Origin of the sequence: Phyllobacterium myrsinacearum (genome assembly GCF_014138285.1) — a bacterium.
Taxonomy (GTDB): domain Bacteria; phylum Pseudomonadota; class Alphaproteobacteria; order Rhizobiales; family Rhizobiaceae; genus Phyllobacterium; species Phyllobacterium myrsinacearum_A.
Window position 1 is genome coordinate 1 of record NZ_JACGXN010000007.1, and the last position, 12,729, is coordinate 12,729.

A 12,729-nucleotide genomic window follows, 5' to 3' on the forward strand; every position below is an offset into this window, starting at 1 on the left:
TCGGCGACATCTGCAATCTCTACAAACCCGAAGAATGCTGGAATTACTTCAAGGCTGCAGGATATGCACCACATTAACGGCGCGACGCTCTAAGCTCTTTTTTCCTGCAAAAACACTTGCGGTTAAAGTAACATCTGAAAAGAGCCAAAGGTCGTTGCCTTAAGGCTCCCGCATAAATGCATTGCTGCGTTGCACAAAAATCATTTGTGAAACCTTTCCGGACTAGGCAGCATCATTCTTTACTCCAGCACTGATGGTAGCCGTCCATGCCCTTGCCGATTCTCGCCCTTGCCATTGCTTCCTTTTGCATTGGCACAACTGAATTCGTGATCATGGGGCTTTTGCCCGAGGTCGCGGCCGATCTACAGGTCAGTATTCCCCATGCAGGCCTGCTGGTGACTGGCTATGCACTGGGTGTTGTTATCGGCGCACCCATCATTGCCATTGCGACAGCGTCGCTGCCGCGCAAGCCGGTTCTCATTGGCCTCGCGATGCTGTTCGTCATCGGTAATCTGTTCTGCGCTATCGCTCCCAATTACTGGATGCTGATGATCGCCCGCGTGGTTACGGCTTTCGGCCACGGCGCTTTCTTCGGTATCGGCTCTGTGGTCGCTGCCAGCCTCGTGCCGCGCCACAAGCGCGCCAGCGCCATTGCGCTGATGTTTGCAGGACTGACGCTCGCCAACATTCTCGGCGTGCCGGCGGGAACTGCTCTGGGTGAGATCTACGGCTGGCGCTCGACTTTCTATGCCGTCGTTGCCATCGGCGTGGCTGCAGTCATTGCCATTGCACTGCTTGTCCCTGCCGCCAAGGAAGAAGAGAAGGGTGGTGGCATTCTCAGCGAGATCAAGGTTCTCGGTAAATTGCAGGTCTGGCTTGCGATGCTGATCTCGGCGCTTGCGTCCGGCAGCCTCTTTGCCGTCTTTACCTATATCAAGCCGATTCTTACCGATGTCTCCGGTCTGTCCACTTCGTCGGTCACGTGGGTTCTCCTGCTGTTTGGTGCGGGTATGACGATCGGCAATGTCATTGGCGGCAAACTTGCCGACTGGAAGCTAATGCCCACCGTTATCGGCACATTGGTCACTGTGGTCTTCACTCATGCCCTGCTTGCCGAAGTCAGTGGTACGGCGGTGGCAGCGATTGCCGTGGTGTTCCTCTGGGGTGTCCTGACCTTCGTCATTGTACCGCCATTGCAGATGCGAGTCGTCGAGACAGCCAGCGAGGCGCCGAATCTGGCCGCCACGCTCAACCAGGGCGCGTTCAATGCGGGTAACGCCGCGGGCGCATGGGTTGGCGGTGCGGCGCTCACATGGGGTGTGTCCTATCAGAATCTTCCCTTCGTGGGTGCGGTATTGGCTTTGCTTGGGCTCGGTGTGGCTGTCTGGTCGTTGTTGCTCGACCGCAGGGCACAGCGCAGGCAGTTTAATTCCAACGAGGGCGAACGCCTCAGTCTGGAGCCTCTCGCTGGCATCTAGGCGGCTCGTTAATCTTGAGTCAAAAAAGCAGCATTTGTGCTCTGGCACAGGTGCTGTTTTGACGCGCGCGGCATATCTGTGGTTTGCTCTAAATCGGTTATAGGACCGAATGTCGCAGTTCTGAAATCCACGTCGCGAACGAACAGCGCGGCAAGTCACATTAATATCATTCTAAAAAGCGATTCAGGCATGTTTTGTTGATGAAATCAGCTCATAACCTCGATTTTTGTGGCTTTTTGGCAATTGGCGTCAATAAATGACAGTACATAAGTGGAACCGGAGGGACGATTGTTGCACTTGCGCGCATGACGCTAACGCGCTAACCCTCGCCGCATCGTACCGGTGTCAATGCTGGTGCGGTCTGTCGCGTATTGGTGGCAGTCATGTGCATAACATGGCATTCTTGTCAGCCTGAGTTCACAAGGCGGAAAAAGTCGGATCATGAACGAGCTTTTAAGTTCCTACCTGCCCATCGTTATCTTCATCGGGGTAGCGCTGGTAATCGGTTTGGCACTGTTGGTTGCGCCTTTCCTGGTCGCATACAAGTCGCCAGACCCGGAAAAATTGTCGGCCTATGAGTGCGGTTTCAACGCATTCGATGATGCCCGTATGAAATTTGATGTCCGCTTCTATCTTGTCTCGATTCTGTTCATCATCTTCGATCTGGAAGTAGCCTTTCTCTTTCCGTGGGCCGTGGCCTTCAGCAAGATCGGCTGGTTCGGTTTCTGGTCGATGATGATTTTCCTCGGCGTTCTGACAATCGGCTTTATTTATGAGTGGAGAAAGGGAGCGCTGGAATGGGATTGACCGACAGCAACACCACCCTCGTTGCACCGAAACCCAAGGGCATTCTTGATCCCAGCACGGGCAAGCCTATCGGTTCCAATGATGCGTTTTTCGGCGAGATCAACAATGAACTTGCTGATAAGGGATTTCTCGTCACATCCGCTGATGCGCTGGTTACCTGGGCGCGCACCGGTTCGCTGATGTGGATGACCTTCGGCCTTGCCTGCTGCGCGGTCGAAATGATGCATACGTCCATGCCGCGTTATGATGGCGAACGTTTTGGTTTTGCGCCGCGCGCATCACCGCGTCAGTCGGACGTGATGATTGTTGCCGGTACGCTGACGAACAAGATGGCTCCGGCGCTGCGCAAGGTCTACGACCAGATGCCTGAGCCGCGCTACGTCATTTCCATGGGCTCCTGTGCCAATGGCGGCGGTTATTATCATTATTCCTATTCGGTGGTGCGTGGCTGTGACCGGGTTGTGCCGGTGGATATTTACGTGCCGGGCTGCCCGCCCACGGCCGAAGCGCTGCTTTATGGTGTTCTGATGCTGCAGAAGAAAATCCGCCGCACCGGCACGATCGAGCGATAGGAGAGAGCGATGTTTGAAGAAGCATTGAATGAACTCTCCGGCTATGTCAGGGAAAAGCTCGGCACATCGCTGAAATCTGCGGCGCTGGCCTATGGCGACCTGAGCGTTGAAGTCGATGCCACGAAACTGCTGGATGTCCTGACCTTTCTGCGTGACGATGTGCAGTGCCAGTTTATCTCGCTGATCGATATCAGCGGCGTGGACTATCCATCACGCACGCACCGCTTTGACGTGGTCTATCATCTTCTGTCCCCACGCCAGAACCTGCGCATCCGCGTCAAGGTTGCCACGGACGAGGACACGCCTGTACCGTCGGCAACTCCGGTTTACCCTGGTGCCGACTGGTACGAGCGCGAGACCTATGACCTCTACGGTGTACTCTTCTCGGGCCACCCGGATTTGCGCCGCATCCTGACCGACTATGGTTTTGAAGGCCATCCGCTGCGCAAGGACTTCCCGCTGACAGGCTTCGTTGAGGTCCGTTATGATGACGAGGTCAAGCGTGTGGTGTACGAGCCCGTCGAACTGCGTCAGGAATTCCGTAATTTCGACTTCCAGTCGCCATGGGAAGGCACGGATTATGTGCTGCCGGGTGATGAGAAAGCCAAAGCGAATTGAGTGCGTGCGAATACAGACGTGTAAGACGCCAGGAAGCGAACAATGACTGAACACAGCGTCCGCAACTTTAACATTAACTTCGGTCCGCAACATCCTGCGGCACACGGCGTTTTGCGCCTTGTGCTGGAATTGGATGGCGAGGTGGTTGCCCGCGTTGACCCGCATATCGGTCTTCTGCATCGCGGCACTGAGAAGCTGATGGAAGCCAAGACCTATCTGCAGGCCGTGCCCTATCTCGACCGCCTCGACTACGTGGCGCCGATGAATCAGGAACATGCCTATGCGCTGGCTGTCGAGCGTCTGCTCGGTATCGAAGTACCGAAGCGCGGCCAGCTGATCCGCGTGCTTTTTTCGGAAATCGGCCGCATCCTGTCGCATCTGCTCAACGTGACGACGCAGGCCATGGACGTTGGTGCCCTGACGCCGCCGCTCTGGGGCTTCGAAGAGCGCGAAAAGCTGATGGTATTCTACGAGCGCGCTTGCGGTGCCCGTATGCACGCCGCTTACTTCCGTCCCGGTGGTGTGCATCAGGATCTCCCCGACAAACTCGTCGAGGATATCGGCAAATGGTGCGATCCTTTCCTGCAAACCGTCAAGAATCTCGACGACCTGATAACGCCGAACCGTATTTTCAAACAGCGTAACGTCGATATCGGCGTCGTAACGCTGGAAGACGCATGGGCGTGGGGTTTCTCCGGCGTCATGGTGCGTGGATCGGGCGCTGCATGGGATTTGCGCAAGTCGCAGCCCTATGAATGCTATTCCGAAATGGAGTTTGATGTTCCGATCGGCAAGAACGGCGATTGTTACGATCGTTATCTGATCCGCATGGAAGAAATGCGCCAGTCGGTCCGCATCATGCGCCAATGCGTGGATCTCCTGCTCGGCAAGGAGCGGGTAGGACCGGTTTCCAATATGTCCGCCAAGATCGTCCCGCCGAAGCGCGGCGAGATGAAGCGGTCGATGGAAGCGTTGATCCACCACTTCAAACTCTACACCGAGGGCTATCATGTGCCCGCCGGTGAAGTTTACGCAGCTGTCGAAGCGCCGAAGGGCGAATTCGGCGTGTTCCTTGTTTCCGATGGCTCCAACAAGCCGTACCGCGTCAAGCTGCGCGCTCCGGGCTTTGCCCATCTCCAGGCCATGGATTTCCTGTGCCGTGGTCACATGCTGGCCGACGTCTCCGCTGTCCTCGGCTCGCTCGATATCGTATTTGGTGAGGTTGATCGCTAATGTCCGTCCGTCGTCTTGCAGAAGATAGCGTCCAACCAGCAGCGTTTGCGTTCAATCGCGAAAACACTGCCTGGGCCAAACTGACCATCAAGAAATATCCCAAGGGCCGTGAACAGTCGGCTGTTATTCCGCTGCTGATGCGTGCGCAGGAACAGGATGGCTGGGTTACCAGAGCTGCCATCGAGCATGTTGCCATTATGCTCGATATGCCGTTGATCCGCGTGCTGGAAGTGGCAACATTTTACACGCAGTTCCAGCTGCAGCCAGTCGGGACGCGTGCCCACATCCAGATTTGCGGCACGACACCATGCATGCTGCGTGGCGCCGAGGACCTGAAGAAGGTCTGCCAGCACCGTATCCATCATGATCCGTTTCACACCAATGAGTCGGGCACTTTGTCGTGGGAAGAGGTCGAGTGCCTCGGTGCCTGCGTCAACGCGCCGATGATCATGGTGTTCAAGGACACTTATGAGGATCTGACGCCGGAACGTCTCGAAGAAATCATCGATGCCTTCGAAGCCGGCAAGGGTGACACGATCACGCCCGGACCGCAGATCAACCGCCATTTCTCTGCCCCTGAAGGCGGCGCGACATCGCTCATCGAAGGCAATGGCGCAGCCAAGCCGAAACGCGCAGCGAAAAGTGCGGCAGGCGAAAGTGCTGCCATTGCGCCGACCAATGCCGCCAAGCCTGTTACGCACGATGTAACAACCAGCGACGCAATCAGGTCACCATCGAAAGCCAAGGCATCAAAGGTCGTGGAAGATGCGGCATCGAAGCCCGCTGAACCCACGCCGGCTGCCGCCCGCACCATCAAGAATCCGCCGATTGCTGAGGGCTCGCTGGGCGAAAAGCCGCCGGTCCAGACCATCAAGGCTCCGGCAGCTCAATCTGTATCGCTGGAAGACAAGAACCGTCCGGCAGCGATCGAAAAACCAGCCGTCACGGATAATCTCGAACTGATTTCCGGCGTAAGCCCGAAGATTGCGGGCATCCTGCACGAACTTGGCATCTATACATTTGCCCAGGTTGCCAGCTGGAAAAAGGCTGAGCGCGAATGGGTGGACGGCTACCTGAACTTCAAGGGCCGTATCGAACGCGACGACTGGGTGAAGCAAGCCAAGGCCTTGGCCAAGGGCGGTGAAGCCGAGTACATCAAGGTTTTCGGCAAGAAGCCGAGATAAGATCATTGGCGGAAACGATACGCGTTTTCGCTGGAGAATGGACGAAGAGAGTAGGACGGGTGCGAAATGCTCGCTGACAAAGACCGCATCTTCACCAATATTTACGGCCTTTTCGACAAATCGTTGAAGGGTGCGATGTCACGCGGCTGCTGGGATGGCACCGCAGGGATCATTGCCAAGGGCCGTGACTGGATCATCAACGAGATGAAAGCCTCCGGCCTGCGCGGCCGTGGCGGCGCCGGCTTCCCGACGGGTCTGAAGTGGTCCTTCATGCCCAAGGAAAGCGATGGCCGCCCGCATTATCTCGTCATCAACGCGGATGAATCCGAGCCGGGCACCTGCAAGGACCGCGACATCATGCGTCACGATCCGCACACGCTGATCGAGGGCTGCCTGATCGCCGGTTTCGCCATGGGCGCCAACACCTGCTACATCTATGTCCGCGGCGAGTACATCCGCGAGCGTGAAGCGCTGCAGGCGGCCATTGACGAGTGCTACGACGCCAAGCTGCTCGGCAAGAACAACAAGAACGGCTGGGATTACGACATTTATGTCCATCATGGCGCCGGTGCGTATATCTGCGGCGAAGAAACCGCATTGCTGGAAAGCCTTGAAGGCAAAAAGGGCCAGCCGCGCCTGAAGCCTCCATTCCCGGCCAATATGGGTCTCTATGGCTGCCCGACAACCGTCAACAACGTTGAATCGGTTGCCGTTGCTCCGACGATCCTGCGTCGTGGCGCTGCCTGGTTCTCCGGTATCGGTCGTCCCAATAATGTCGGCACCAAGCTGTTCATGATCTCCGGCCACGTCAACCGTCCATGCACGGTCGAGGAAGCCATGGGCATCACGTTCCGTGAACTGGTCGACAAGCATGCGGGCGGTGTTCGCGGCGGCTGGGACAATCTTCTGGCCGTTATTCCTGGTGGCGCGTCCTGCCCCGTCGTTCCGGCTGCTGATATCATCGATTGCCCGATGGATTTCGATGGTCTGCGCAACGTCAAGTCGTCGTTTGGTACGGCGGCGGCGATTGTCATGGACAAGTCCACGGATATTGTTCGCGCCATTGCGCGCCTGTCCTACTTCTTCAAGCACGAGAGCTGCGGCCAGTGCACGCCCTGCCGTGAAGGCACCGGCTGGATGTGGCGCGTCATGGAACGTATGGCAGTCGGCAATGCGCAGAAGCGCGAAATCGACATGCTGCTCGACGTGACCAAGCAGATCGAAGGCCACACCATCTGCGCACTCGGCGATGCCGCTGCATGGCCGGTACAGGGTCTGATCCGGCATTTCCGTCCGGAGATCGAGCGCCGCATCGACGAGTTTACACGCAACGCTTCTTCGGCAAGCCCCGTGCTTGTTGCAGCAGAGTAGGGTTGAAGGGCCATGCCGGATACCAAAACAGACAAAAAACCGGGTGCGGACTGGTCGGCAGTGATGCCGAAGCAGATCGTTCCGGCTGCCAACCTGCTGACGCCGCCCATGGGCGCGATGGCTGCGGCGTCTGTTTTGAGTCTTGGCATTGCCAGTCAGATGTGGGGTCTGTGGGCCGGCGCATTCGCCGGTGTGCTTGATGCCAACACAAAGCTGAAGCCACTGGACATATCGCCGGTGGCTGAGGCGAAGCAAATGCCAGATGTTGCTGAATTGAAGACAATCATACGCGAGAAATCGGCAGAAACTGCACTAAAGACGGTTCCTGTCAAAAAAGCCAAACCAGCTGCGGTTTCAACGGAACCGGTAAAGCCCGTTGCTATCGAAAGGCCCGTCCTATCCGATGATCTGAAACGGATTTCGGGCGTAGGTCCAAAGCTGGAACAGGTTTTGAACGGTCTTGGTATCTACACCTATGCGCAGATTGCAGCATGGTCACCGCGGGAAATTGCCTGGGTCGATGATCATCTGAAGTTTGGCGGTCGTATCGTACGGGATGAGTGGGGCAAACAATCCGCTGCCTTGGCAGGGGGAAAGCCCGTATAAAGCCATGCTGGCTTGGATCGGCATGGAACAATTGAAGGTATTTCAGCGGTATCGCGGGAATGCCAAATGAAAATGCGGAATGTTCCGCGAGGTTGGACAGACGATGGCAAAGATCAAAGTCGACGGTAGGGAAATCGAAGTACCGGATCACTACACGCTTCTGCAGGCTGCAGAAACGGCGGGTGCCGAGGTGCCGCGGTTCTGTTTCCATGAGCGTTTGTCGATCGCCGGCAATTGCCGCATGTGTTTGATTGAAGTGAAGGGCGGGCCACCAAAGCCTGCCGCTTCCTGCGCCATGGGCGTGCGCGATCTGCGCCCGGGCCCGAATGGCGAAACACCTGAAATTTTCACCAACACGCCCATGGTCAAGAAGGCCCGCGAAGGCGTGATGGAATTTCTGCTGATCAACCACCCGCTGGATTGCCCGATCTGCGATCAGGGCGGTGAGTGCGATCTGCAGGATCAGGCGATGGTCTTTGGTATCGGTGCGTCACGCTACAAGGAAAACAAGCGCGCGGTTGAAGACAAGTATATCGGACCGCTCGTCAAGACGGTCATGACGCGCTGCATTCACTGCACACGCTGCGTCCGCTTCACCACGGAAGTTGCCGGTATTTCCGAGCTGGGCCTGATCGGCCGCGGCGAGGATGCCGAAATCACGACCTATCTTGAACAGGCGATGACATCGGAACTGCAGGGCAATGTGATTGACCTTTGCCCGGTCGGCGCCTTGACATCCAAGCCCTATGCCTTCCAGGCCCGTCCTTGGGAATTGACCAAGACGGAATCCATCGACGTGATGGATGCCGTGGGATCCGCCATCCGCGTTGATACCCGTGGCCGTGAAGTGATGCGCGTTCTTCCGCGCGTCAACGAAGCGGTGAACGAGGAATGGATTTCCGACAAGACCCGCTTCATCTGGGATGGACTGCGCACGCAGCGCCTTGACCGCCCCTATGTGCGCAAGGGGGGCCGTCTGGTTCCAGCAAGCTGGCCGGAAGCTTTCGAAGCGATCAAGGCGGCCGTTGCCAAGACGACAGGTGACAGGATCGGCGCGATTGCCGGCGATCTCGCCACCGTCGAGGAAATGTACGCGCTCAAGCAGCTCGTCACATCGCTCGGCTCTGCCAATATTGACGGACGTCAGGACGGAACGGTCCTGAACACGGCCAATGGCCGCGCTTCCTATATCTTCAATCCAAGCATTGACGGTATCGAAGACGCGGATGCCGTTCTGATCATTGGTTCCAATCCACGCTTTGAAGCATCGCTCCTCAATGCCCGTCTGCGCAAGCGCTGGCGCGCTGCCGGAATTCCGATCGCACTGATCGGCGAGCAGGCTGACCTGCGCTTCAACTACGAATATCTCGGCGCCGGTGCGGACACTCTGGCGGAACTCGCCAATGGTTCGCTGAAATTCCACGCGGTGCTGAAGAAGGCCAAGAAGCCGATCATCATCGTCGGGCAGGGCGCTCTCAGCCGTGCGGATGGCAATGCGATCCTCGGTCTCGCTGCCAAGATTGCTGCGGACACCGGTGCACTTGCCGATGACTGGAACGGTTTCGGCGTCATCCACACGGCTGCAAGCCGTGTCGGCGCACTCGATATCGGTTTCGTGCCGGGCGAAGGTGGCAAGTCGGTTGCTGACATGAAGGGCGCAGTTGATGTGCTGTTCCTGCTCGGTGCCGATGAGTTGAACTGGTCTGACAAGGGCAATGCTTTCACGGTCTATATTGGCACTCATGGCGATCAGGGCGCGCACAATGCCGACGTGATCCTGCCGGGTGCGACCTATACCGAAAAGTCCGGTACCTTCGTCAATACGGAAGGCCGCGTGCAGATGACCAACCGTGCTGCCTTTGCACCCGGTAATGCCAAGGAAGATTGGGCGATCCTGCGTGCACTCTCCGATGTGCTCGGCAAGAAGCTGCCATTCGACTCGCTTGCTGCCCTGCGCGCACAACTTTATGCAGAATACCCGCACCTGGCCGTCATCGACGCCATCCAGGCGGGTGATGCTGCCGACATCAAGAAACTGGCCAATGCGTCAGGCACCGTTGAAAAGACGGCCTTCGTATCGCCGGTGCAAGACTTCTACTTGACCAACCCGATCGCCCGCGCCTCAGCCGTCATGGCTGAATGTTCCGCGCTGGCCAAGGGCGGCTTCAAGCAGGCGGCCGAGTAGGCGGGGAAGAGACTGATATGGAAGAAATTTTCGCAACCTACATTGTGCCGCTGCTGATTATCCTCGGAAAGTCAGTGCTGATGCTCGTAGTGATGCTGCTGATCATCGCTTACCTGCTTTACGCGGATCGCAAGATCTGGGCGGCTGTTCAGTTGCGCCGTGGTCCGAACGTGGTGGGCCCGTTCGGCCTGTTGCAGTCCTTCGCCGATCTTCTGAAGTTCGTGGTCAAGGAACCGATCATTCCGTCCGGTGCCAACAAGGGCATCTTCCTTCTGGCACCTCTGGTTTCCTCGGTGCTTGCAATGGCGGCCTGGGCGGTTATTCCGGTCAATGAGGGCTGGGCGATTGCCAACGTCAATGTCGGTATTCTCTACGTGCTCGCCATTTCTTCGCTGGAAGTCTACGGCGTCATCATGGCCGGCTGGGCATCGAACTCGAAATATCCGTTCCTCGGCGCGCTTCGTTCAGCTGCTCAGATGGTTTCCTACGAAGTGTCGATCGGTTTTGTCATCGTCACCGTTCTGCTTTGCGTCGGTTCGCTGAACCTCACGGATATCGTCCTGTCGCAGAAAACAGGTCTCGGTACCATGGTCGGCCTGCCTAACACATTCCTTGATTGGCATTGGCTCGGCCTGTTCCCGATGTTCGTCATTTTCTTCATCTCCGCGCTGGCCGAAACCAACCGCCCGCCTTTCGATCTGGTTGAAGCGGAATCGGAACTCGTTGCCGGTCACATGATCGAGTATTCGTCGACCGCGTTCCTGCTGTTCTTCCTCGGTGAGTATGTTGCCATCACCCTGATGTGCGCGCTCACCACGATCCTGTTCCTCGGCGGCTGGCTACCGCCGGTTGATGTGTGGTTCCTCAATTGGGTACCGGGCATCATCTGGTTCATGCTCAAGCTCTTCTTCGTCTTCTTCATGATCGCCATGGTGAAGGCATTCGTTCCGCGCTACCGCTACGATCAATTGATGCGTCTGGGTTGGAAAGTATTCCTGCCGATCTCGCTCTTCATGGTCATCGCCACCGCGGCGTTTCTTAAAATCACTGGCCTGACACCGTAAGGAGAATCAGCATGGCACAACTCGCACAAGCTGCTAAATCGCTCCTGCTGGCGGAGTTCGTCGGCGCCTTCTTCCTGTCGATGCGGCAGTTCTTCGCGCCCAAGGCGACGCTGAACTACCCCTACGAAAAGGGACCGCTGAGCCCGCGTTTTCGCGGTGAACATGCGCTGCGCCGTTATCCCAACGGCGAAGAACGCTGCATTGCCTGCAAGCTCTGCGAAGCGATCTGTCCGGCACAGGCCATTACCATCGAAGCCGGTCCGCGCCGCAATGACGGAACGCGCCGCACGGTGCGTTATGACATCGACATGGTGAAGTGCATCTATTGCGGTTTCTGTCAGGAAGCCTGTCCGGTGGACGCCATCGTCGAAGGACCGAATTTCGAGTTCGCCACGGAAACCCGTGAAGAGCTCTACTATGACAAGGACCGGCTGCTCGCCAACGGCGATCGGTGGGAACGCGAACTGGCACGGAACATCGCAATGGATGCGCCGTACCGGTAAGAAATTGAGTGGATGGGGCGTCGTCCCGTCCGAGTGCGCGCATGTGTCTTAGGGCAGAGTGCTTCTACCCGCCCGGAACATGCGTTATGAGGCTGCGAATACGCGGAAACTCCGTGAATCGCTTTTAAAATGGCAGAACAGTCTGCCGGAATGGAAATCGGGGGAACCCATGCTGACAGGTATTGCGGCGGCGTTTTTTTACCTATTCGCCTTCATCACCGTCGCCAGTGCGTTCATGGTGATTGCGGCGCGTAATCCCGTGCACTCCGTGCTGTTTCTTATCCTCGCCTTCTTCAATGCGGCGGGACTTTTCCTGCTGACCGGTGCTGAATTCCTGGCGATGATCCTTCTCGTCGTTTATGTCGGCGCGGTCGCGGTTCTGTTCCTCTTCGTTGTGATGATGCTGGACGTGGATTTCACCGAACTGAAGCGCGGCGCGCTGCAGTACGCGCCGATCGGTGCGCTCGTCGGCATCATCCTGGCGGCAGAGCTGATCATCGTTCTTGGTGGCTCGGTCTTCGCACCAAGCATTGGCCGTGTGGTTGTTCAGCCGACGCCTGACATCGCCACGCGCACCAACACTGCTGCGCTCGGCGATATTCTCTACACGGATTACATCTACTACTTCCAGATTGCCGGTCTCGTGCTTCTGGTCGCCATGATCGGCGCGATTGTGCTGACGCTGCGCCACAAGGAAGGTGTCAAGCGCCAGAACATTTCGCAGCAGGTCGGACGGACGCCCGAGACTGCTATCGAGATCAAAAAGGTCGAAACGGGCAAGGGGATTTGATGATGGTAATCGGTATCGCACATTATCTGACAGTTTCCGCGCTGCTGTTCACGATGGGGATCTTCGGTATCTTCCTCAATCGTAAGAACGTGATCGTCATCCTGATGTCGGTCGAATTGATCCTGCTCGCCGTCAACCTGAACTTTGTGGCCTTTTCGGCCGCTCTGGGTGATCTGGTTGGACAGGTGTTTGCATTGTTTGTCCTGACCGTTGCTGCCGCTGAAGCTGCCATTGGTCTGGCTATTCTCGTCGTGTTCTACCGCAATCGTGGATCGATTGCCGTGGAAGACGTCAACATGATGAAAGGTTGACGGGGGC

General features: G+C 57.1%; 13 protein-coding genes. All 13 read left to right on the forward strand.

Annotation, left to right across the window (positions count from 1 at the left end):
* The first annotated feature begins 266 nt into the window (after nt 1-266).
* Nucleotides 267-1,478 carry an MFS transporter gene (locus FHW16_RS18990; RefSeq protein WP_182550864.1) on the forward strand — a complete coding sequence of 404 codons (1,212 nt, stop codon included), beginning with the start codon at nt 267-269 and terminating at the stop codon, nt 1,476-1,478.
* Nucleotides 1,479-1,919: 441 nt separating this feature from the next.
* On the forward strand, nt 1,920-2,285 hold the full coding sequence (locus FHW16_RS18995) for an NADH-quinone oxidoreductase subunit A (protein ID WP_182550865.1): 366 nt from the start codon (nt 1,920-1,922) through the stop codon (nt 2,283-2,285).
* Nucleotides 2,276-2,857 (forward strand): NuoB/complex I 20 kDa subunit family protein, encoded by a 582-nt coding sequence (locus tag FHW16_RS19000; RefSeq protein WP_182550866.1) that lies wholly within the window; start codon nt 2,276-2,278, stop codon nt 2,855-2,857. Before FHW16_RS18995 ends, FHW16_RS19000 begins: the two co-directional genes overlap by 10 nt.
* Before the next feature lie 9 nt (nt 2,858-2,866).
* Entirely contained in the window at nt 2,867-3,475 is a 609-nt protein-coding gene (locus FHW16_RS19005) for an NADH-quinone oxidoreductase subunit C (RefSeq protein WP_182550867.1), read from the forward strand.
* Between the two features lie 42 nt (nt 3,476-3,517).
* The gene (locus FHW16_RS19010) at nt 3,518-4,708 is read left to right on the forward strand and encodes an NADH-quinone oxidoreductase subunit D (RefSeq protein WP_091883774.1); all 1,191 of its coding nucleotides are present in this window, start codon (nt 3,518-3,520) and stop codon (nt 4,706-4,708) included.
* Complete coding sequence (locus tag FHW16_RS19015) at nt 4,708-5,892, forward strand: NADH-quinone oxidoreductase subunit E (RefSeq protein WP_182550868.1); 1,185 nt, start codon at nt 4,708-4,710, stop codon at nt 5,890-5,892. The genes FHW16_RS19010 and FHW16_RS19015 overlap by 1 nt, the downstream gene beginning before the upstream one ends.
* 66 nt (nt 5,893-5,958) lie before the next feature.
* The gene (nuoF, locus tag FHW16_RS19020; protein WP_182550869.1) at nt 5,959-7,263 is read left to right on the forward strand and encodes an NADH-quinone oxidoreductase subunit NuoF; all 1,305 of its coding nucleotides are present in this window, start codon (nt 5,959-5,961) and stop codon (nt 7,261-7,263) included.
* A gap of 12 nt (nt 7,264-7,275) precedes the next feature.
* The gene (locus tag FHW16_RS19025; RefSeq protein ID WP_182550870.1) at nt 7,276-7,869 is read left to right on the forward strand and encodes an NADH-ubiquinone dehydrogenase; all 594 of its coding nucleotides are present in this window, start codon (nt 7,276-7,278) and stop codon (nt 7,867-7,869) included.
* A 103-nt stretch (nt 7,870-7,972) separates the two neighbouring features.
* Nucleotides 7,973-10,054, forward strand: coding sequence for an NADH-quinone oxidoreductase subunit NuoG (nuoG, locus tag FHW16_RS19030; RefSeq protein ID WP_182550871.1), 2,082 nt, complete (start codon nt 7,973-7,975; stop codon nt 10,052-10,054).
* Between the two features lie 17 nt (nt 10,055-10,071).
* Complete coding sequence (gene nuoH, locus FHW16_RS19035; RefSeq protein WP_182550872.1) at nt 10,072-11,118, forward strand: NADH-quinone oxidoreductase subunit NuoH; 1,047 nt, start codon at nt 10,072-10,074, stop codon at nt 11,116-11,118.
* An 11-nt stretch (nt 11,119-11,129) separates the two neighbouring features.
* A complete protein-coding gene (nuoI, locus tag FHW16_RS19040) occupies nt 11,130-11,621 on the forward strand; it encodes an NADH-quinone oxidoreductase subunit NuoI (RefSeq protein ID WP_091883764.1) in 492 nt (163 codons plus the stop codon).
* Between the two features lie 169 nt (nt 11,622-11,790).
* Nucleotides 11,791-12,411, forward strand: coding sequence for an NADH-quinone oxidoreductase subunit J (locus FHW16_RS19045; RefSeq protein ID WP_182550873.1), 621 nt, complete (start codon nt 11,791-11,793; stop codon nt 12,409-12,411).
* Between the two features lie 2 nt (nt 12,412-12,413).
* Complete coding sequence (nuoK, locus tag FHW16_RS19050) at nt 12,414-12,722, forward strand: NADH-quinone oxidoreductase subunit NuoK (RefSeq protein ID WP_091883761.1); 309 nt, start codon at nt 12,414-12,416, stop codon at nt 12,720-12,722.
* The last annotated feature ends 7 nt before the right edge of the window (nt 12,723-12,729 follow it).

Excerpts from the sequence above, each read along its gene's own strand:
- FHW16_RS18990 (WP_182550864.1), top strand. The coding sequence starts at position 267 with ATGCCCTTGCCGATTCTCGCCCTTGCCATTGCTTCCTTTTGCATTGGC.
- FHW16_RS18995 (WP_182550865.1), top strand. The coding sequence starts at position 1,920 with ATGAACGAGCTTTTAAGTTCCTACCTGCCCATCGTTATCTTCATCGGG.
- FHW16_RS19000 (WP_182550866.1), top strand. The coding sequence starts at position 2,276 with ATGGGATTGACCGACAGCAACACCACCCTCGTTGCACCGAAACCCAAG.
- FHW16_RS19005 (WP_182550867.1), top strand. The coding sequence starts at position 2,867 with ATGTTTGAAGAAGCATTGAATGAACTCTCCGGCTATGTCAGGGAAAAG.
- FHW16_RS19010 (WP_091883774.1), top strand. The coding sequence starts at position 3,518 with ATGACTGAACACAGCGTCCGCAACTTTAACATTAACTTCGGTCCGCAA.
- FHW16_RS19015 (WP_182550868.1), top strand. The coding sequence starts at position 4,708 with ATGTCCGTCCGTCGTCTTGCAGAAGATAGCGTCCAACCAGCAGCGTTT.
- nuoF (WP_182550869.1), top strand. The coding sequence starts at position 5,959 with ATGCTCGCTGACAAAGACCGCATCTTCACCAATATTTACGGCCTTTTC.
- FHW16_RS19025 (WP_182550870.1), top strand. The coding sequence starts at position 7,276 with ATGCCGGATACCAAAACAGACAAAAAACCGGGTGCGGACTGGTCGGCA.
- nuoG (WP_182550871.1), top strand. The coding sequence starts at position 7,973 with ATGGCAAAGATCAAAGTCGACGGTAGGGAAATCGAAGTACCGGATCAC.
- nuoH (WP_182550872.1), top strand. The coding sequence starts at position 10,072 with ATGGAAGAAATTTTCGCAACCTACATTGTGCCGCTGCTGATTATCCTC.
- nuoI (WP_091883764.1), top strand. The coding sequence starts at position 11,130 with ATGGCACAACTCGCACAAGCTGCTAAATCGCTCCTGCTGGCGGAGTTC.
- FHW16_RS19045 (WP_182550873.1), top strand. The coding sequence starts at position 11,791 with ATGCTGACAGGTATTGCGGCGGCGTTTTTTTACCTATTCGCCTTCATC.
- nuoK (WP_091883761.1), top strand. The coding sequence starts at position 12,414 with ATGGTAATCGGTATCGCACATTATCTGACAGTTTCCGCGCTGCTGTTC.